15 protein-coding genes, 1 other RNA gene and 4 pseudogenes are annotated in these 21949 nt (G+C 39.6%); 12 read left to right on the top strand and 8 right to left on the bottom strand.

Annotation, left to right across the window (positions count from 1 at the left end):
* Positions 1-14 precede the first annotated feature (14 nt).
* From hflC to BN67_RS01750, 4 genes are all read right to left on the bottom strand, one after another.
* Positions 15-965 (bottom strand): protease modulator HflC, encoded by a 951-nt coding sequence (gene hflC / locus BN67_RS01765; protein WP_019222446.1) that lies wholly within the window; start codon positions 963-965, stop codon positions 15-17.
* A gap of 2 nt (positions 966-967) precedes the next feature.
* Entirely contained in the window at positions 968-2113 is a 1146-nt protein-coding gene (gene hflK / locus BN67_RS01760; protein ID WP_019222445.1) for an FtsH protease activity modulator HflK, read from the bottom strand.
* Positions 2114-2230: 117 nt separating this feature from the next.
* Positions 2231-2740, bottom strand: coding sequence for a dihydrofolate reductase (locus tag BN67_RS01755; protein ID WP_019222444.1), 510 nt, complete (start codon positions 2738-2740; stop codon positions 2231-2233).
* On the bottom strand, positions 2737-3531 hold the full coding sequence (locus BN67_RS01750; protein WP_019222443.1) for a thymidylate synthase: 795 nt from the start codon (positions 3529-3531) through the stop codon (positions 2737-2739). The genes BN67_RS01755 and BN67_RS01750 overlap by 4 nt, the downstream gene beginning before the upstream one ends.
* A gap of 194 nt (positions 3532-3725) precedes the next feature.
* Between BN67_RS01750 and BN67_RS01745 the strand changes: the two genes are divergently transcribed.
* Together BN67_RS01745 and BN67_RS12490 are read left to right on the top strand one after the other, a co-directional pair.
* Positions 3726-5033, top strand: a complete 1308-nt coding sequence (locus tag BN67_RS01745; protein WP_019222442.1) for an MFS family transporter — start codon at positions 3726-3728, stop codon at positions 5031-5033.
* Between the two features lie 878 nt (positions 5034-5911).
* Positions 5912-7212 (top strand): annotated as a pseudogene (locus BN67_RS12490) (MFS transporter).
* Between the two features lie 63 nt (positions 7213-7275).
* Here BN67_RS12490 and BN67_RS01730 read toward each other — a convergent pair.
* Complete coding sequence (locus BN67_RS01730; RefSeq protein WP_019222440.1) at positions 7276-7581, bottom strand: DUF2853 family protein; 306 nt, start codon at positions 7579-7581, stop codon at positions 7276-7278.
* Positions 7582-7675: 94 nt separating this feature from the next.
* Here BN67_RS01730 and ssrA point away from each other — a divergent pair.
* The 5 genes from ssrA (at position 7676) to BN67_RS01710 (ending at position 11659) form a co-directional block, all read left to right on the top strand.
* Positions 7676-8032, top strand: a transfer-messenger RNA (tmRNA) gene (ssrA, locus tag BN67_RS13405).
* Between the two features lie 172 nt (positions 8033-8204).
* A complete protein-coding gene (locus BN67_RS01725) occupies positions 8205-8726 on the top strand; it encodes an SspB family protein (RefSeq protein WP_019222439.1) in 522 nt (173 codons plus the stop codon).
* Between the two features lie 12 nt (positions 8727-8738).
* On the top strand, positions 8739-8927 hold the full coding sequence (locus BN67_RS01720; RefSeq protein ID WP_019222438.1) for a DUF4169 family protein: 189 nt from the start codon (positions 8739-8741) through the stop codon (positions 8925-8927).
* Positions 8928-8932: 5 nt separating this feature from the next.
* Positions 8933-9202, top strand: coding sequence for a ribbon-helix-helix domain-containing protein (locus tag BN67_RS01715; RefSeq protein ID WP_019222437.1), 270 nt, complete (start codon positions 8933-8935; stop codon positions 9200-9202).
* A 117-nt stretch (positions 9203-9319) separates the two neighbouring features.
* Positions 9320-11659: an ATP-dependent helicase gene (locus tag BN67_RS01710; RefSeq protein WP_019222436.1), complete on the top strand. Its 2340-nt coding sequence runs from the start codon at positions 9320-9322 to the stop codon at positions 11657-11659.
* Positions 11660-11720: 61 nt separating this feature from the next.
* Here BN67_RS01710 and BN67_RS01705 read toward each other — a convergent pair.
* Positions 11721-12350 (bottom strand): annotated as a pseudogene (locus tag BN67_RS01705) (LbetaH domain-containing protein).
* A gap of 132 nt (positions 12351-12482) precedes the next feature.
* Between BN67_RS01705 and BN67_RS01700 the strand changes: the two are divergent.
* The 5 genes and pseudogenes from BN67_RS01700 to BN67_RS01680 all read left to right on the top strand — a co-directional run bounded on the left by BN67_RS01700 (position 12483) and on the right by BN67_RS01680 (position 17634).
* Complete coding sequence (locus tag BN67_RS01700) at positions 12483-13058, top strand: SCO family protein (RefSeq protein WP_019222434.1); 576 nt, start codon at positions 12483-12485, stop codon at positions 13056-13058.
* A gap of 25 nt (positions 13059-13083) precedes the next feature.
* Complete coding sequence (locus BN67_RS01695; protein ID WP_019222433.1) at positions 13084-13953, top strand: 50S ribosomal protein L11 methyltransferase; 870 nt, start codon at positions 13084-13086, stop codon at positions 13951-13953.
* Between the two features lie 17 nt (positions 13954-13970).
* The gene (locus BN67_RS01690) at positions 13971-15797 is read left to right on the top strand and encodes an aminopeptidase P family protein (protein ID WP_019222432.1); all 1827 of its coding nucleotides are present in this window, start codon (positions 13971-13973) and stop codon (positions 15795-15797) included.
* A 577-nt stretch (positions 15798-16374) separates the two neighbouring features.
* A pseudogene (locus BN67_RS12485) lies at positions 16375-16587 on the top strand (hypothetical protein).
* Between the two features lie 8 nt (positions 16588-16595).
* Positions 16596-17634, top strand: a pseudogene (locus BN67_RS01680) (tyrosine-type recombinase/integrase).
* Positions 17635-18017: 383 nt separating this feature from the next.
* Here the strand turns inward: BN67_RS01680 and ligA are convergent.
* On the bottom strand, positions 18018-20171 hold the full coding sequence (ligA, locus tag BN67_RS01675) for an NAD-dependent DNA ligase LigA (RefSeq protein ID WP_019222430.1): 2154 nt from the start codon (positions 20169-20171) through the stop codon (positions 18018-18020).
* A gap of 111 nt (positions 20172-20282) precedes the next feature.
* Positions 20283-21944 (bottom strand): DNA repair protein RecN, encoded by a 1662-nt coding sequence (gene recN, locus BN67_RS01670; RefSeq protein WP_019222429.1) that lies wholly within the window; start codon positions 21942-21944, stop codon positions 20283-20285.
* Positions 21945-21949: the final 5 nt, after the last annotated feature.

The following is a 21949-nucleotide window of genomic DNA, read 5'->3' as shown; positions in this document are numbered from 1 at the left end:
GTTCATTTTTGCCTCTACTCTCGCCCAATTTTTGGATCAGTTCCGCTCAGGCCATTGCTTGTTGTTGATGTGCTTATTGCTGATGAAAATTTTTTCTTTTCCTGTAATGGATTGCGAAAATAGAAGAAGAAATCCTCGTTTGGTGAGATCACCATCGGAATCTGCTCTAAATTCTTATATTGTTCCATTGCTAACCAAAAATCGTAAAAGGACGGATTTGCCTCCCTCGCACTCAATAAAAGGCGAATGCTTTCAGCCTGACCTTCACCACGCGTAATTTCAGCATCACGCTTTGCAGCTGCTACGATTTCTTCATATTCACGATTAGCTTCCGCCACGATACGATCTCTTTCCTGTTGACCACGCGCGCGAATATTTTCTGCCGCGGCCTCACGTTCAGCGGCCATTTGCCGATACACATCTTCTGAAACGGCATCGGTTAAATCGGTTTTGCGAATACGTACATCAACAATGGTGATCCCCAATGAACCTGCATCGACAGAAAACTGCCGTTGCACTTCAGCCATCATAGCCCCCCTCTCATCGGATAAAGCCGCCCTAAATTCCCGCTTACCGTAAACAGCGCGCAAAGCATCAATAAAACGTGGGACAAGGTTTTCACGCGCAGCAATCTGCGGACGCCCTGAGGCAATGCGCTGTAAAAACAATTTAGGATCTGTAATACGATAAATAAAGAAGGCATCCACTTCATAATAAGCACCTCCACGAACTTGAACAGATTGTGTAGGAACATCGTAACGCAGCAACCGATTATCAACAACAATCATCTTATCCACAAAAGGCACTTTGACATAAATTCCCGGATGAGACTCTACCTTAACAATTTGTCCAAAACGCTTAATTGCCACTTGTTGACGCGGATAGACAATGAAAAGAGACATCCATAAAGCCATCAAAAGTATCACGACAGCAATAAAAACAAATAAGAAACGAGACTGCTGCATAATTATCGTCCTCCAGAAATACGAGAATCCAAAAGCGATGCAGAACGTGCCGACGTATTTTTAGCATTTTCTGATGTATTGCTACGCAGCAATTCATTCAGAGGCAAATAGGGCACCGCTGGAGAATTTATTTGATCAAGAAGCAATTTATTGGATGAAGAAAGAATACGCCCCATCGTCTCCATATAAAGACGATAACGTGTAGCCTCTGGTGAAATTGCAGCTTCACGCGCTATAGCCTGAAAACGCTCAGCACGCCCTCTTGCCTCCTCAACCATTTGTGCTTTTTCCCCCTTTGCAATTTCCCGCGTGCGTGACGCCTCACCATTTGCCAGACCAATCTTGGTAAAACGCACACGATTTCCTTCTTCAATCATTCGTCCACGTTCTTGCTCTGCCTGCTGAACAGAATTAAATGCAGCAGCAACCTTCGTAGGAGGAGCAGCTTCACTCACCGACACACGACTGATTTCAACACCAAGTTGATATTTATCGACAGTCAATTGGATAATTTTTCTAACATCATTTGCAACTTCTTCTTTTTTGTCACGTAAAACATCATCAACGGGCCTTGAACCAATAACCTCACGCATTGCACTCTCAGCAACCTGACGAACAGTTCCTTCTTGATCATTCACATTGAATAAGAATTCACCTGGACGTGCAATTCGATAGTAAACGGAAAAGTTAACATTAACAATATTCTGATCACTCGAAAGCATTAAACCTTCGCTTTGTTGCTTCTGTCCAGTCTGCCCACCAATCGCGATTGTTTTTTCTGTTAAAGGCACCTTCATATAGGTCTCAATTGGCCAAAAATGAAAATGCAACCCATCACCGATAATGCCCGCCTTAGGCACACCAAAACGCAACTCCACTGCTTGTTCATTTTGCTGTACGATATAAAAAGACTGATAGAGCCAAAACAACACAGCAAGAAGAATCAGTAAAACAAAAAGCGCACTGCCCCCAACTTGTTTAAACTGATACTGCCCTTTACGCAAAATGTCGTCAAGGTTGGAACCATTATCACCACCATTACTGCCCGAAGAACCGAAAAGATTCTTGGACGGTGCTTTTTTATCACCACCGAGTTTATTCTTATTGCCACTCCACGGGCCATCACCATTTTGATTTGTCCAGGGCATCATCACCTCTTTAATTGACTATATTATCAACGACCAACCACTTACTTGATCTGATAGAATATCTCTTGTCAAATAACAACATTAACTAACAAGTCCTGTTCGTTTAAATGACAAACATTATTTCTGCTCATAAACTATAAAACGTGTCGGGTGAGTGTCTTTATCTCCTTCTGGAATATATTGTGTTTGCACAATAGTCCACTTTTCTTTATCAAAAAGTGGAAAAAAACTATCACCTTTGATAGACGCTAAGACTTCTGTCAGAAATATTTTATCAGCCATAGGCAATGCTTGTTCAAAAATTTCCCCACCACCAATAACAAAAACAGCATCTGCACCATCCTGAGAAGCCACCTTTTCTGCAATAGAACAAGCTTGAGATAAAGAATGAGCAATCACAGCCCCTTCAGCTGTAAAGACCGGATTACGGGTAATAACGATATTCGTGCGCCCTGCTAAAGGACGCCCAAGAGAATCCCAAGTTTTTCGCCCCATAATAACGGGTTTCCCAAAAGTCAAAGTCTTAAAGCGTTGCAAATCTGTCGACAAGCGCCAAGGCATCGCACCCACACGACCAATAACGCCATTTTCTGCAACAGCGGCAATTAAATAAACTGGAAAAGTCATACTGCCACCGGTGCCTTAATATGGGGCTGGGCTTCATAATTAAGCAATTTAAAATCCTCAAACTTAAAAGAAAAAAGATCTGTTACCGTTGGATTTATAGACATCAACGGCAAACTATTGGGTGTACGAGACAATTGACATTTTGCCTGTTCAAAATGGTTAGAATAAAGGTGAGCATCACCAAGAGTATGAATAAAATCACCCACTTTAAGTCCACAGACTTGTGCAATCATCATTGTTAACAACGCATAAGAAGCAATGTTGAATGGAACACCTAAAAAAATATCTGCTGAACGTTGGTAAAGTTGGCAGGATAATTTACCATCAGCAATGTAAAATTGAAAAAGACAATGACAAGGTGGAAGAGCCATTTCCTCTATCAGTGCGGGATTCCATGCAGAGACAATTAAACGGCGAGAATGAGGTGTTTTCTGAATCATCGTCAAAAGATTGCTGATTTGATCGATATGGCGCCCATCAGGAGTCGGCCAAGAACGCCATTGATAACCATAAACAGGACCAAGGTCTCCTTTTTCACCAGCCCACTCATCCCAAATCGATACATCATTCTCCTTCAACCATGCAATATTTGTATCGCCTTTAAGAAACCATAAAAGTTCGTAAATAATTGAACGTAAATGCAATTTCTTCGTCGTTAACAATGGAAATCCAACCTGTAAATCAAACCGCATCTGATACCCAAAAACCGACCGTGTTCCCACACCAGTTCGATCTGCACGATCAATGCCCTGATTTAAAACATGAGATAAAAGATCAAGATAGGTTTTCATATAAATATTATGCTTGATTCTTAACATTACAGGAAACAGAAACTTCAAAATTTATAAAAAAATACACTTCAAATAGACCATAAACCTAACAGCTTTTAGAGAAATTCTCATTATATGATTGCATTTTAATAAATCGAATCGTAAATAAATTTTGAAATAAACAATTTAGATATGATCATAAAAGGGACAAATTTATGGAGAATGAAACAGCTTTAGCGCCGTATGATACAAAAAAACGTGTCTGGGCTATCGTGTCCAGTGCATCAGGTAATCTCGTAGAATGGTATGACTTTTATGTTTATTCCTTTACGTCCATTTACTTTGCATCACAATTTTTTCCTTCAGATGGCAATGTTGTTGCACAACTTTTAAAAGCTGCAGGTGTCTTTGCCATTGGTTTTCTTATGCGCCCAATCGGTGGATGGCTTTTTGGTTTTATTGCCGATCGTTATGGACGCAAGCGCTCAATGCTTATTTCTGTTTTTATGATGTGCGCTGGCTCGTTCTTAATCGCCCTCCTTCCTACCTATGAATCCATTGGCGTAACAGCAGGATTTCTTTTACTTTTACTAAGAATGCTTCAGGGACTTTCTGTTGGTGGTGAATACGGTACGACAGCAACTTATATGAGTGAAATTGCCCTCAAAAATCGCCGTGGATTTTTTAGCTCTTTTCAATACACGACACTAATTGGTGGGCAGCTTCTAGCCAGTCTTGTTATATTTATTCTAGCGCTTTATCTCACCGAAGATCAGCTAAAAACATGGGGCTGGCGTATTCCATTTGCTATTGGTGGACTAGGAGCAATTGTTGCAATTTATCTACGTCGTGCACTCCAGGAGACAACCACCAAAGAAAGTCGCTCCAGTGCACAAGCTGGTAGTATTAGGGGACTTCTGCAAGGCCACAGAAAAGCTTTTTTTCTCGTTATCGGCTTTACAGCTGGAGGATCACTCTCATTTTACACCTATACAACTTACATGCTCAAATATCTAACGGTAACCACCGGTTTTGATAAACATACAGCCACAACTGTGATGACTGTTGCACTCTTTGTTTTCATGTTCATTCAACCTATATTTGGTTTAATAGCTGATAAAATTGGAACAAGAACTTCACTCCTTATTTGGAGCGTTTTATCTATTCTCTTTACGATTCCTGGACTTCATGTAATTGGGAACACTGATAATACATGGGTTGCTCTCTCAGTGATTATTGGAATGCTCTGCATTATGAGCTTTTATACATCTATCTCCGGTATTGTAAAATCAGAAATGTTCCCCGCTTCAATACGGGCAATAGGTGTTGGACTCTCTTATGCTATCGCCAACGCACTGTTTGGCGGTTCTGCTGAATACGTAGCACTTGGATTAAAAAATCTGGGATATGAAACTGTTTTCTATTTTTATGTAACCGGCATAATGATTATTGCATTCATTGCAATTCTCTTGATGCCTGATGCCCGAAAAGAAGGCTACCTTCAAGGGGATGATATTTCTTAAACCTTTCTAAATTTAAGAAGCCTGATTTTCGGGCTTTTTTTACTATGATCAGATAGTAGAATCCGTTTACAACTTCCTATGAGCGTGTCTTTATAGCATAAATCTCTCTTGTATCATAAAGGAGACGATATTCTCCTCTTAGATATAACCATGATGAATAGATGGGCTTCATGTCATGGTCAATACATTGATTTATAATGTTTTTATCGTTTCTCACCTTCAATCATATCCCCGAATATTGTAAGATTCTCTCATCTCAAACCACTTATGTTGAACCAATTTTATTCACTTAGCTTTATGTCATAAGTAGGGTTGGCAGATGAGTAAAAATTATAGAGGAGGAGGAAAAATGCCTCTCATGAATCGTCTTAATGCAAGGGCTGTCGCAACACCCATGCGCTGGTAAAATGTATGATAGTGCCGGCTTGTACCTTCATAAGCGCAAAGACGGTGGCGCTCAATGAGCACACCTTTTTATAATACCACGCAATCTCGTATCCTTACTAAGAGACTTCGCTTTTAAAATATCTGATCTGCTTTCATAAAAGTCCATTTTTCTTTATCAAAAAGAAAAAATGTTTCCTTATTTGTCTCAAGAAGAGAAATAAAACTTCATCTCTGACCACTCCTATCGCAATGCCCCTTTCGGTTTGAATGATCCAATGCCACCATTAAAAATGCAATAAAAATCAAAACATACTTTTCTTCTATAAATATAAAACATTTTTGCTCTGCCACAAAAATAAAAACTGCAAACATGATGAAAATGAGCCACTTTCATCTTCTTTTATAAAGAAAACATCGCCATATAATGGAGTTTTTATGATACAAGTTGCAAATAACTAAAAAAATAAAACACACGAACAGGGGAAAACTTTATGAAAAATGAAACAGCTTTAGCAGAGCATGATACAAGAAAACGTATTTTGGCTATCATATCGAGTGCCTCAGGAAATCTCGTAGAAGAGTATGATTTTTATGTTTACTCATTTGCGTCGATTTATTTTGCATCACAATTTTTTCTTGCCGATGAGAGTATTGTTTCGCAACTGTTAAAAACTGCAGGAATCTTTTTCATCGGTTTTCTCATGCGTCCTATTGGAGCATGGATATTTGAACATATTGCGGATCGCTATGGATACAAACGCTCCATGCTCATATCTATTTTTATGATGTATGGGGGATCTTTCCTCATCGCCATACTTCCCACCTATGAGACTTTGGGCATAACAGCGGCAATTCTTCTGCTTTTAATCCGCATGATGCAAGGGCTTTCAACCGGTAAGGAATATGGTACGGCTGCCACTTACATGAGCGAAGTTGCTCCTAAAAATCATCGCGGTTTCTTCGCTTCTTTCCAGTCTGGTACGCTTCTTACAGGTCAACTTCTCGCCAGCTTTCTTCTCTTTATTTTAGCACTTTACCTCACTGAAGATCAGTTAAAAGCATGGGGTTAGCGTATTCCTTTTGTGATTGGCAGCTTGAGAGCAATTGTTGCGATTTATCTGCGTTGTTCACTTCATGAAATAACAACACAAGAAAGTCGCTCCCAAAAACATACAGGTAGCCTTAAGGAGCTTTTCAAAAATCACAAAAAAGCCTTTTTTCGATTGCTTTATTTGCCTCAGGAGGTTCTCTCACTTTTTATACCTGTACAACCTATATGCAAAAATATCTGATCACAACCACAGGGTTTGATAAACACACGCAACAACGATAATGACTGCCGCTCTATTTTTATACTCTTCCAACCCATAGCAGGTATGCTCGCCGATAAAATTGGAACAAAAACTTTACTCATCATTTGGAGTATACTCTCTATACTCACCGCCTTTCCCAGCCTTTACATAGTCGGAAACATGCAAAACACATGGGTTGCTCTATGGAACATCGTTGGACTACTTTTTGTTATGAGCATGTATACTTCTATCTCTGGTGTCGTAAAATCAGCAATATTTCCTGCTTCCGTAAAGACACTCGGGGTTAGTCTCTCCCACGCCATGGGGGAACGCACTCTTTGGTGGCTCTGCTGAATATGTAGCACTTGTTAAAAAATATAGGACATAAATCGTTCTTTTATTTTTACATCACCGGTGTGATGATTATTGCATTCATTGCACTTCTCTTTGTACCGAGTATGCGTTACGCAGGCTATCTTAAAAACATCGCCACCATATAATGAAAAAGCCCAATAATTTGGGCTTTTTTTTACAATTGCATAAAAATGCAATTTTAATATTGTTTAAATTCTATCAAGCTTATTTAATTGTTTGGCCAGCAAATAATAAAAAGTCATACGCCTTTTTCGACGATCTCCAGACATCATCTCTGCAACTTTTTCAACAGCCATTTTAGCACTCTGCTCATCAACACCTAAGACATCTTGCCCCCACTTTTCAACGCGTTCTAACTCTTTTGGATCCGTTACAGCAACAAGTGATGCATCCTGCTTTTGCATGACCAAAGCCAAGCGACTGCTCAATCGTTCTATTGCGGCTTCATCGGGATTTTGATCATATAACTTAATATTTTCTAGATCATTGATCATTCTGCTCCACCTCCTTTTTAGAATAAGCGGCTGTACTTTACAACCACATTATATAGCTCCCTAAATAATTAGAGGATTTAAAATATTAACAACCCCCCTTTTCCAAAGACCATTCTTCGTCTATATTATCAGTGCTGGCTTGCCAGCTATGGTAATAAATGGACAATGAAATAAACTCATTGGACCCGGGGGCGGTACCCGGCGCCTCCACCAAAATATAAAAGATAAGATTATATTTTGGTGGGGGCGAAATAGGATCGACAAGAGCGTAAAGATTGCTCTTTTACTCGGCATAGTACCACCGTTATCGGACTAAATGAGTAGTTGCAAATGACAACTATGCGGAAGCACGTCTCGCCGCTTAAATGTGGTGCGAATGTTTCAAATTAAGTCTTAAACCATCGCAGGTTTAAGCGGGGTTCGAAGGCACCTGGCAACAGAAGCTTTCACCTTCTTAAATGTTATTGATGAATCCCTTGAACATTATTCATCATAAGATTTTATGTTCTTTTTCAATGAATTTAAGTGCACAAAAGAAAAATATGACTAGCTTTAAAATATATTCCGTTGCACAATATTAATGTGTAAATCTCTTCTACGTGAAATAAAAGGAATAAACTTCGATGGTTCAAGATCAAATCCGTTACGATGTTCTCGTTCAGGATGCGCTTCGTGGGGTTATTCGTAAAGTTTTATCAGAAGTTTCCAAAGCAGGTCTTCCAGGAAACCATCATTTTTTTATTACTTTTTTGACAAATGCTCCAGGAATAAAAATCTCTTCTCGACTTAAAAGTCGTTATCCGGAACAAATGACAATCGTATTACAACATCAGTTTAGAGATTTAAACGTTTCGGAAAATGCTTTTGAGGTAACGCTTTCTTTTAAAGAAATTACGGAAAAACTCGTCATTCCTTTTCATTCTATCCAAGTGTTTTATGATCCTGTAGCCTCATTTGAAGCAGCATTCGACCTCCCCTCAACCCCTGCCTCTGAAGAAAGCGAAAATTTAGAAAACACTCCTAAAATACCTCTCTCCCTATCGGAAAAAAAACAAAATCTTGCGACAAGTAAGGAACACCCCTCAAATAATGACGCCAAGCAAGGTGCTGATGTTGTTTCTCTCGACTCTTTTCGAAAAAAGTAAATCAATTTTCTCATGACTGAAATCATTAACCTTCGCCAGTTTCGAAAACAAAAAAAACGTGCAGCACAAGATGTTCACGCGGAAGAGAATCGTTATCGTTTTGGACGAACAAAAGCTGAAAAACTTTTCGAACAAAAAGAAGCACTAAAAACACAGAAATTTCTTGAGCAAAATCATTTACTGCACAACGAACAAGAATAGAAAAAATGCACAAAGATCATTCTATTGATTGGGATCATTCTATTGATTGGTCGAAAGCAATTTCGCGAAAAATATCCGTTCGAATTAATGGACATGCAACAAGTGTATCTTTAGAGCAGCTCTTTCTCGATATTCTTAAAGCCATAGCGCGCAAAAAAGGCCAATCTTTAACCTTTATTATCACGGATATTGATAGAAAAAGACCTCAGGAAATAAATCTTTCAGCATCATTACGCATTTATGCACTTCAAAGCATTCTGACTCAGAATTTTTAATATTTATTTTAACCATCTCTTGATTCTTATTTAACCAAAGCTATTGTGTCTTTTCTTGAGAGAAGTTTTTTTTTGGATCTAGCACTCAGATGAAAAAAATATTACACGAAAGCTATAATGAATAATTTTTTCGATCACATACCATTTTGGGGAGAGGATGAATCCTCTCCCCAGCAGCATGAAAAGAATTCTGAACACGTTTCCCACATTGTAACAAAAGAACAAGCACAATGTGACGCAGACTATTTAGAAAAACTTAACCCAGAACAACGACAAGCTGTCTTGAATACAGAGGGACCTCTCTTAGTTCTTGCGGGTGCTGGTACTGGAAAAACACGTGTTTTAACCACCCGCCTTTCTCACATTTTGCGCTCTGGTCTTGCTTCTCCTCAACAGATACTCGCTGTAACTTTCACCAACAAAGCAGCACGCGAGATGAAAATGCGTATTAGTGAACTCATTGGTGAAACTGTTGAAGGCATGCCCTGGCTTGGAACCTTTCATTCCATCGGTGCAAAAATTTTGCGCCGGCACGCGGAACTTATTCATTTAAAAAGCAATTTTACAATTCTCGACAGCGATGATATCCTTCGTCTTTTAAAGCAACTGATCCAAGCTGAAGGATTAGACGATAAACGTTGGCCTGCACGTAGCTTTGCAATGATGATTGATTCTTGGAAAAATCAAGGACTTTCACCAGAACACATTTCAGAGAGTGATGCTCATTCCTTTGGTAACGGCATGGGACGTATCCTTTACCACAGCTATCAGGAAAGGTTAAAAACTCTTAATGCCTGTGATTTTGGTGACCTTCTGCTTCATTCAATCTCTCTCTTCCAACATAATCCAGATATTCTCCAAAAATATCATTCCAAATTTCGCTATATTCTTGTTGATGAATATCAAGATACAAATACAGCGCAATATCTTTGGCTTCGCCTTCTAGCAAAACGGTCCAAAGAACAACCTGTCAATCTTTGTTGTGTTGGCGATGATGACCAATCTATTTATGGATGGCGCGGTGCTAAAATTGACAACATCTTACGCTTTGAGAAAGATTTTCCCCCCGCCCAAATTGTTCGGTTAGAACGCAACTATCGTTCAACATCGCACATTCTCAAAACCGCTTCTCATCTCATTTCTCATAATCAAGGAAGACTTGGAAAAACGCTTTTTTCCGCTCAGACCAATATTCAAGAAGAAAAAATAAAAATCCATGCTGCGTGGGATTCGCAAGAAGAGGCACGCGCTATCGGAGAAGAAGTTGAACAAGCACAACGAGCTGGTCATTTATTAAATCATATGGCCATATTGGTGCGTGCCTCATTTCAGATGCGTGAATTTGAAGATCGCTTTGTAACACTTGGTCTGAATTACCGTGTCATTGGTGGACCACGTTTTTATGAACGCCTAGAAATACGTGATGCTATGGCCTATTTGCGTGTTGTTGTCCAACCGGCAGATGATTTAGCCTTTGAACGTATTATTAATACTCCTAAACGTGGCTTAGGAGATGCAAACCTAGGCACCCTTCATGAGAGTGCACGTGCCCGTAGCGTTCCTCTTTTTACCACCGCAGCAGAAATTATTGAAACAGATGAATTAAAACCCAAGGCTCGCAATGCATTGCGCGGTATTGTTGAAGACTTTCGCCGCTGGCAAAGCATGCTGCAAAATACCCCCCATAGAGAACTTGTTGAAACAATTCTTGATGATTCAGGCTACACAGCTATGTGGCAAGAAGATCGCTCACCAGAAGCACCAACACGGCTAGAAAATCTTAAAGAAATGATACGTTCTATGGAACAATTTGAAAGTCTTCAAAGCTTTTTAGAACATGTTGCACTGGTAATGGATGCTGAAAACAATGAAAATACCGATGCAATCAACATCATGACACTTCATTCCGCCAAAGGGCTTGAGTTTGAAACAGTTTTTCTTCCCGGTTGGGAAGAAGGTCTCTTTCCTCACCAACGCTCACTGGATGACGGGGGACGTTTAGGATTAGAAGAAGAACGCAGACTCGCTTATGTAGGGCTCACAAGAGCAAAAAAACATTTGCATATATGGTTTGTATCTCATCGAAGAGTCCATGGGCTTTGGCAATCGACGCTTCCATCGCGTTTTCTGGATGAGTTACCAGCAGAACATATAGAAGTCGTAGAAATGGAAAACTCTTATGGTGGCTATGGAAAAGCGCAATTTAAACAAAAAAATCCCTTTTATAATGATTACGCAACACCAAGGTGGAAGCGTGCACAAAAAAACATTGAAGGCGAAATCATCGCGCAGTCAATGTCTGAGAGATCATCCCATTTTTCAATCAATGATCGAATTTTTCACATAAAATTTGGTTACGGACATATTTCAGCGATAGACGGACATAAATTAACGATTATGTTTGAGAAAGCAGGAGAAAAACGTGTACTCGATAATTTTGTCAACAAAGTCCCATAAAACACAAACAACAAAGTCTTATAAAACATAAATATAATAAGGTTATTTCTGCATTTCATTTTTACTTCCATTTGCGAATAAAAGCTTCAATGGATAAGCTTTGCATATCAGGCACTGCATCATATATTTTATCAAGCGGCCAATTCCACCACGCCATTTCTAAAAGCACTTGAATCACATGATCAGCAAAACGCCTCCGCAACGGCTTTGCAGGCACACCAGCAACAATCATATAGGATGCGACATCTTTTGTTATAACAGCATTAGCACCAATGATAGCGCCATTTCCAATAGTGACCCCCAGCATAATCACGACACCACGCCCAATCCATACATCATACCCAACAATCACACGTTTTGTGCGACGCCTTTCACGAAAAGAACGATCTAACGGCATATAGCGAAAATATTCATTAGGATGATAGGTTATTTTATGCGTTGAAAGCCGCTCTACAGGGTGCTCTAGCGCATTAATACGGACATGAGATGCAATAGAACAAAAACGTCCAATATCACTATAAATTGCTTCACTGTTCCGCTCAAAATAAGAAAAATCTCCAACCGTTACATCACGCAAAACCACCCGCTCATTGATTTCCACCTAACGCCCCAATTTACAACCATGCAACCGTGCCGTTATATTGATATGGGGATCACTTTTATGAAATCGAAGATTCTTCTCAGTATCCATGCATTTTTCACCAATTTTTTATAGAGAACATAGGAGACATAACAACTGAATGATAAAATCAACTATGAAACAAAGATTGCAAAACCAAACCACCAATGCTACAATTTTTCGGTGTGTTAAGAAAGACGAACCATGAAAAATATCATATACATTCTCGGGCTAACGGTTATATTTCTTATCGGTATTTTCAGCTATGATGCGTTGAGAAATAAGCCTTTAGGTGATAATTTTACCCTTACCGATTCCAATGGAAAGACTATTACCCAAGCTGATATTCGAAGCAAGCCTTCCATTATTTTCTTTGGCTTCACCATGTGTCCTGAAAGTTGTCCGACCACATTGATCAATCTTGACCGATGGTTGACGGCCCTTGGTCCGAAAGTTGAGAAATTAGGAGTATGGTTTATCACTGTTGACCCTGAACGTGATACCCCTGAAGTTCTCCACAATTATCTTAGTAATTTTAACAATAAAATTATTGGTATCAGTGGAGATCCTGAAAAAGTTCATAAAATGGTCAATTCTTTTAATATCGTTGCTGAGAAAGTCCTTGGAACGGATGGAAACTACACTTATAACCACACAGCAGCAATTTTTTTACTCAAAAAAGGCGGAAAATTAGCTGGCGTTATTCCTTATGAACCGGAAAATAATAATATAAGAGATGAATCTGCTATGGAACGGCTTAAGAAACTTGTCTCTGATTAAAAGCCGGCTATAAAGAAAGAATAAAATGTCGCAGCAAATTCGTCTGTATTATACAGCTTCTAAAAATGAAGCGGAGCGGTTTTATGCTCTTTTAGAAACAGCTTTTGAAGAGGAAGGGTATCCTCTTGCGCTTGCAGAGAGTGATGAAAAAAATGCCGTTTGTGAACTTTCACTGTATGTAGACCAAGAAAACCAAGAAAATGTTGCAAAACGCTTTGCGCAAATTCTTTTTGTAGATCCTGATAAAATTAACCGTGAAATTTTACCAGATATTGATTGGGTGAAACAAAGTCTTGAAGGGCTAACACCTGTGCGTTCTGGTCCTTTTTTTCTCCATGGAAGCCATCATAGAGATGATATTCCACCCAACGTTTTACCTATTGAAATTGAAGCTAATCAAGCTTTTGGAACAGGACATCATGGAACAACAGCCGGCTGTTTGGAAATGATTGCCAAAGTGGTGCAACAGGAAAATTCGCAAAACGCCCTTGATCTTGGGACAGGAAGTGGAGTCTTAGCTATTGGTATAGCAATGCTCAAACCTATTGCTGTACTTGCCTCCGATATTGACCCTATTGCTATCCAAGTTGCACAACATAATATTGCTCTCAATGGCGTAAAAGAATATGTCACAGCTGTTACCGCAACAGGCCTTCATCATGATGAGATTGCCTCACGTACACCCTTTGATCTCATTGTTGCCAATATCCTTGCCAATCCACTGATTGAATTTGCACAAGAGATCGTACAAGCCCTCCAAAAAGGAGGATCACTCATCCTCTCTGGAATCCTTGAAAAACAACATGATGCTGTTTTAAAAACCTATAGAAAACAAGGTCTAAAGCATATTGAAACCTATTATCGTCAAGGGTGGGTTATAATACATCTTAAATAAAAAGAAAGGAGGTTGTGATGTATCAATCTTTTGAGGCAACAACAAACCCTACTCATGCTGCAGAGCGCATTTCCGCTCTTCGTAAAGAGCTCGATCACCTCGGGTTAGATGGCTTTCTTGTTCCACGTGCAGATGAGCATCAAGGAGAGTATGTTCCTCCGCACGCCCAACGCCTTAGCTGGCTTACAGGCTTTACGGGGTCATCTGGTATGGCACTCATTTTAAAAAACAAAGCCATTATATTCACAGACGGGCGTTATAGACTCCAGGTTCGCCAACAAACCGATCATCTTATTTTTGAATATGAAGATCTCATAACATCCCCTCCTTCACAATGGCTTGAAAAGAATGGGCAAAAACTTTCTATTGGCTTTGACCCGTGGCTGCATACTATTGCTGCTACCGATTCATTAAAAAAAGCATTAGAGATGAAAGCAGGCGGAAAACTTATAGAAGTACAACAAAATCCTATTGATCTTATCTGGCATGATCAACCACCATTGCCACAATCTTCCTTATCGATTCATCCTCTCAAATATGCAGGATGCGACACCGATGAAAAACTCGCATTGCTTCGCAAAAATATCGAAAAAACCAATGCAAGTGCTTTTATTTTTACAGACCCCTCCTCTATTGCATGGACATTCAACATACGTGGAAATGATGTTTCCAACACGCCTTTTTCTCTTTGTTTTGCTGTTATTCCCACCAAGGAAACGCCAACCTTATTCATTGACAACAAAAAACTTGGCGTAGAACAGAAACAATATCTGGAACGTTATGCAAAATTATATCCCTCTGAACAACTTCTCTCAAAAATCAAAGACTATGCTCAAAAAGGAACAGTTTTTGCTTTAGACCCACGACTAACATGCGAAAAGTTACGGACCGTTGTAAAAAAACAAGGCAACTCTTTCGTGACACTTACTGATCCTGCCGCCCTACCACGAGCAATTAAGAACAATACCGAACTTGATGGTGCCCGCAAAGCACACCTGCGTGATGGTGTCGCCCTAACCCGTTTTTTTTCTTGGCTAGAGAGCCAAACACCAAGTACAGTCAATGAAATTTCTGCTGCTCAAAAATTAGAAGAATTTCGCATAACAACCGCCAAAGAAATGGGAGAAAAACTTGAAGATCTCTCTTTTGATACAATTTCAGCAGCAAATGCAAACGGTGCTATTATTCATTATCGTGTAACAACAAAAACCAATAAACAACTCAATGCTGGTGAACTTTATCTTGTTGACTCAGGTGGACAATACCGTGATGGTACCACAGATGTCACGCGCACAATAGCCATTGGAAAGATTGGAAAAGAAGAAAAACGTTGTTTCACTCTTGTTCTCAAAGGCATGATTGCTCTTGCAACCGCACGGTTTCCAAAAGGTACCCGTGGTCAAGATATTGATGTTTTAGCACGCATAGCTTTGTGGAAAGCAGGTTTTGATTATGCTCATGGTACGGGCCATGGAGTTGGATCTTATCTCTCTGTTCATGAAGGACCACAAAATATTTCACGCAATGGCAGCCAAGAATTGATTCCCGGAATGATTATTTCCAATGAACCTGGCTATTACCGCGAAGGAGCTTTTGGTATTCGTATTGAAAATTTGATGATTGTCAAACCCGCTGAAAAGATTGATGGTGGTGATATAGAAATGCTCTCGTTTGAAACGCTCACCAATTGCCCCATTGACCGAAAACTCATCTTGACAGAACTTTTGACACAACAGGAAAAACAGTGGCTCAATGATTATCATGCCCATGTTTATCAGATGAATGCACCTTACTTAAATGAAGAAGATAAAAAATGGGCAAAAGAAGCAACAATGCCTCTTTAGTCAGAGATAAAGTTTTTATACCCTCTTTTTCTTTATCAAAAAGAGAGACAATGGACGAATATAAAAATATTCCTCATACGAAGAGCTTTTCCTGAAAAGTTTCCCAATAAAAACCCTTCGAAAAGAAATATGATTTATAATAATTTATTATTTTTTGAAAAAGCACAAAGAACAATATCTCTCTCTTACTTTAAACTTTCTTAGAGTAAATCAGTAAAAAGAGCATTTGCGCACTACAGATACAATGAGTGTTTAAATAAAACGATAAATAGACCAATTCTGTACTGTAATCATAACAACATATTGATTTATAAAGATAATTCATCATTATTCACTTTGAATCATAGCCCCGAATATTATAAGATTCCTTCATTTTAAACCGCTTTATGAATCAACTTTATTCACTTGGCTTGTACGCCACAAAAACAGGATGAACGCAAAAAAAAATTAGAAAGAAAAAATGCTTCTCACGAACAGCTTGAATACAAGGACTGTCGCAACATTGGAAATTGGTAAATATAATGACGGTGCCAACTTTTTACGCCACAGATAATTTCGCAAAATAAAGGAAAAAGAAATGGCACCTCAGCACTCTACCCTAACACAGCGAGCTATTGCACGTGCTTTAAAAGAAGCCAAGAAAAAATGCTGCGAATGAATGGAAATTAAACCTACGGGGAAAGTCCTTCTCTATCTTAAAACCGGTATCCCAATACCAAATTCAGCTGCGCATCCTGATAGCTTGGAAAGCTTATTAAGAAAAGAATATGAATTTGATATCGTTTTATAAGTGATCTTATGCCTAAACCTCGCCCCCCCTCATCTTGTGCGTGAACGAACACGCCATGGTAAAACTCTATGGTATGTGCGTATTGGTCATGGAAAACGCATTAGAATACATGGTACCTATGGAACACAAGAGTTTGTTGACAACTACAAAGACGCATTAGCACAATTAGAAGGACTGATCCTGCCAAAACAGAAACCAGGAAAATTAACGGAAGGATCATTCGCATGGCTCGTCAAACAGTATTTTGACAGTGCCTATTGGCATAGCCTTTCTAAATTCACAAAACGTCAAAGACAACCAACCCTTATGAAGATGTATGATTCTCTATCTAACGTTCCATACAAATCAATTCAAGAGAAACATATCGTCGACGCAGTTGAACGACGTAAAGAAACACCAGCAATGGCTATGGATTTTCTGAAAACGCTTAATAGACTGTTTAAATGGGCAATTGATCAAAGACTCTTAGAAGATAATCCAACTTTAGGAGTTAAAAGACCACCTTTAAAAAATAAAGACGGTTTTCCGGTTTGGATAGAAGAAGATGTTGAAAAATATTATCAACAATGGTCACATGGTACACATGAACGCATCTGGATTAACGTTCTTTTATATACGGGATTACGTCGTGGTGACGCTGTTCGTATTGGCTGGAAAGACGTAAAAGACAACATAATTCACCTCAAAACAGAAAAAAGCCAATTTAAAACAGATGTCTTTCTGCCAATTCTACCTGAATTAGCAGAAACTCTTAAAATTGGTCCCATTGGAGATGAAACATTTATTTACGGAAAAGAAGGAAAAAAATTAACAAAAGAAGGCTTTGGATATCTATTTAGGAATGCTTGTCGTGAAGCGGGCATAAAAAAATCAGCACACGGTCTAAGAAAATTAGCAGCAACACGGTCTGCCAACTCGGGTGCAACCGTATCACAACTCAAAGCACTTTTTGGTTGGACTGATGACAACATGACCTCTCTTTACACAAAGAGTGCAGACCGTAAAAGATTAGCTCTTAAGGCGATAAAAAAGCTGCAAAAAGGTTAGGGATACGTCCAAAAAAACGCAATAAAATCAAGATTCCGGCATTCCTTTCTTTTTACAATAACTTATTGATTTAATTATTTAAATATTTCTAAAAATAAAAAACCATCAAAATTTTTTTCTAACCTATGAGAAAAATCATATCTCATATGAAAGCAATAATTCTAAAAAATATAAATGCAAAATCTATTGTGCCCCCCCTCATCTTTAGTATTCATAAAAATAAACGGCAGCATTCTATTTTTCTTCCAATGTTGCACTTAACTTTTGAATTAATAATTTTCAGCCATATACCTCCCTTATTCACTAGTGAAAAGATAAAGAACTCTATAAATCAATAAATTATACGTACAATCATATCCATAGCTATTGAAAGAGAAAACCCTTTAAAATCCCTCAATCAATCGTATCCAAGCTTCTTCATCGATAACCTCAACACCTAATTCTTCAGCTTTAGTCAATTTTGATCCCGCTCCAGGTCCTGCAACCAAAAGATCTGTTTTTTTAGAAAGTGAACCAGATGTTTTGGCTCCTAATCGCTCTGCTAATGCTTTTGCTTCATCGCGTGACATTCGTGCCAAAGTTCCTGTAAAAACAATAATCTTTCCTGCAACGGGAGAAGAAGAATCCATGACTGGTTTCTCATCAAGAGGTGTGACTTCCTTAAGCAAAACAGATAAAACCTCACGATTATGCACTTCTTTATAAAAATCAACAATTGCATGCGCTACCTGTGGTCCAATGCCTTCGATATTGGTAAGTTCCATCCAAGCCTCATTGCCTTTTTCATTTTTCTCATTACACAGTGTAGCAGCTGTCATCACAGCAGTTTCAAAAGCCGTATAATTTTGGTAAGCACGTGCAAGACGTCGTGCATTAACCTCTCCAACATGGCGGATTCCTAATGCAAACAAAAAACGGCTCAAAGGAATTTCTCGACGCGCATTAATGGCCTCATAAAGCTTATGAACTGAAACAACACCGAAACCTTCCATATTTTCCAAACGAACAAGAGATTTTTCTTGCCGGCGTTGTAAAGTAAAAATATCAGCTGGTGTATGAATACAAAGCGTCTCATCTTGTACATGAAAGAAAAACTCCACCTGTTTTTTTCCAAGTCCCTCAATATCAAAGGCATTGCGTGCAACAAAATGACGAATACGCTCAATTGCTTGCGCAGGACAAATAAGCCCGCCAGTGCACCGGCGCACAGCTTCTCCCTCTTCACGAACAGCATGACTTCCACAAGCTGGACATATATCGGGAAAAATAAAAACAAAAGAATCTTTTGAACGCTTTTCAAGAACAATATCAACAATTTGGGGAATTACATCACCAGCACGTTGTACAATAACTGTATCACCTACACGGATATCACGCCCCTCACGAAGAAGCTCCCCTTTATGACCAACACCCTTAATATAATCTTCATTATGCAAACTTGCATTGGTAATCACCACTCCCCCAACAGTAATAGGTGCAAGACGCGCAACAGGCGTTAATGCCCCCGTGCGACCAACTTGAATATCAATATCTTCTAAAAGCGCCTTAGCTTGTTCTGCGGGAAATTTATGGGCAATAGCCCAACGTGGCGAACGAGAAACAAACCCTAAACGTGCTTGGAGAACCAAATCATTAACTTTATAAACAATCCCATCAATATCATAATTTAAAGAATAGCGGCATTCTTCTATATCATGATAATATGAAATCATCTCTTCTACTGCCTTAAAAACCTTTGTTAATGGATTAACAACAAAGCCATATTCTTTTAGCTTTTTCATCATCTCCATTTGGCTTTTTGCAAATATCTCACTCACCTCACCACAAGCATAAGAAAAAAATCGAAGCTTTCTGCGAGCAGTTATCCGTGAATCAAGTTGGCGTAAAGAACCGGCCGCAGCATTTCTAGGATTAGCAAAAGTTAACTTACCTTTTTCTTCTTGACTCCTATTAAGCGCTTGAAAATCCTCTCGTCCCATATAGACTTCACCACGCACCTCAATAATATCAGGAAACTTCCCTTGCAAAACCTGCGGGATATCTGAAATTGTCCGCGCATTCAGCGTTACATTTTCACCGACATATCCATCACCACGCGTTGCAGCACGCACAAGACGCCCCTTTTCATAACGCAAAGACAAAGATAAACCATCAATTTTAGGCTCTGCTGTTATTTCCAACATTTGTGTTTCTGGCAACCGTAAAAAACGACGAACACGCTCAACAAACTCCGTAACATCTTCAGCACTAAATGCATTATCAAGTGAAAGCATCGCCTGTGCGTGAACAGATTTTTCAAATTTCTCAGAAGCCGGAGCACCAATTTTATAGGAAGGAGAATCTGCACGAATGAGCTCCGGAAAAAGAGCTTCAATTTCTGCATTGCGGCGGCGAAGAGCATCATATTCTGCATCAGAAATTTCAGGTTGATCATGACAATTATAAAGAACATCATGACGTGCAATCTCTTTTGCCAACCACTCTAATTCACTTTCTGCTTCAAGAACAGTGAGGTTTTTAGATTCATTCTTGTCCATTAAATCTCTTCCACACCGTGAACTATGACCACAAGAATTTCCCCTCTTTTTCACGAAGAGAATCCCAATGAACACACGCTCGTCAGTATTTTGATCGCTTATCAATAATATCTATGCGAGAAGCTTTTGAGCCGCCGCACGTGCTTCTTTAGTAATCTGTTCTCCTGCCAACATACGAGCAATTTCTTCCGCACGCTCATGTTCTTCCATTTTATGAATAGCCGTAACAAAGCAACCCTTATCACCACTTTCAACCTTTGATATCAGAAAATGACTATGCGCTTTCGAGGCGACCTGCGGAGCATGTGTAATAGCAAAAACCTGCACATTCTCTGATAAACGCTGCAATCTCTGTCCAATGGCAGCAGCAACAGCGCCACCAACCCCTGTATCAATCTCATCAAAAATCAAAGTGGGCGCTGACCCACGATCAGACAAAACAACCTTTAATGCCAATAAAAAACGAGAAAGCTCACCACCAGAAGCAACACTCAATAGTGGGCCAGGACGTGTTCCAGGATTTGTTCGAACCCAATATTCTACGCGGTCGATTCCCTCTGCATTTCGTTTTTCAGCATCACTTTGCATGTCAACGATAAATTCTGCTTTTTCCAATTTTAACGCTGGTAACTCAGCCATAACACTTACCGAGAGATGTTTTGCTGCCTCTCGTCGTTTTACTGACAAGGCCTGTGCCAATGTATCATAATTTTTCTGTGCTTGCTCTGCTTCATCTTCAAAACGTGCTAATGTGATCTGAGCCTCCTCAAACTCAGCCAATTCAGCATCCATTTTATCGTGCAACTGGACCAATTCATCAGCAGAAACGTGATATTTACGTGCAAAATCCCGAAGAGCAAAAAGACGCTCTTCTATCCGCTCTAATTCACCAGGTTCAAAATCCAATACCCGTATTGCAGATTCAAGACCTTCTTGCGCTGTTGCAAGTGCATGCAATGCCTCATCAATAGATTTCACCACGGGTGTTATCAGTTCTTGTGCTTCAGGAATTTTCCGTTCCAAACGTCTCACCAAATTGGAAAGAACTGGAATTGGTGACTTTGAACCATTTAAAAGGTCATCAGCCTCTTTAATATCGGTCGCTATCTTTTCCAATTTAAGCATATCTGCACGACGAAGAGAAAGAGACTCTTCTTCACCAACTTGAAAGTCAAGCTTTTCAAGTCCCTCCACACACGCACGCAGATAATCAGCCTCCCGCTCAGCTTCCTTCACTTTCACACGCTGTTGCTGCAAACGCTCCTCAAATTCACGCCATATACGATAACACTGACGCAAATTTTCTGTTTCCTCTTCAAGCCCACCAAAAGCATCTAATAACTGGCGATGCGTCGCAACATCCACAAGCGCACGATCATCATGCTGTCCATGGATCTCAACCAACTGACGTCCAACATTACGCATCAATGCAACACTTGCTACCTGATCATTGATAAAGACACGACTACGGCCATCACTTGACTGCACACGCCGTAGAACAATATCACCTTCTTCATCAAAACCATTCTCACGAATAAGCTGACGCACAGGATGTGTAAGAGGGACATCAAAAACAGCAACCACATGCCCTTGCACCGCCCCATGACGTACAAGGGAAGCATCCCCCCGTCCACCAAGAGCCAGCGACAAAGCATCAAGCAGAATCGACTTCCCAGCACCCGTTTCACCCGTTAAAACCGATAGTCCCGCTGCAAAATGAATATTGAGCGTTTCGATCAAAACAATATTATGAATCGAAAGCTGTATCAGCATAGAGA

It is taken from the genome of Bartonella rattaustraliani AUST/NH4 (assembly GCF_000312565.1).
GTDB lineage: Bacteria > Pseudomonadota > Alphaproteobacteria > Rhizobiales > Rhizobiaceae > Bartonella > Bartonella rattaustraliani.
Note: the sequence above shows the minus strand (reverse complement) of the source record. Positions and strands in the feature narration are given on the sequence as shown.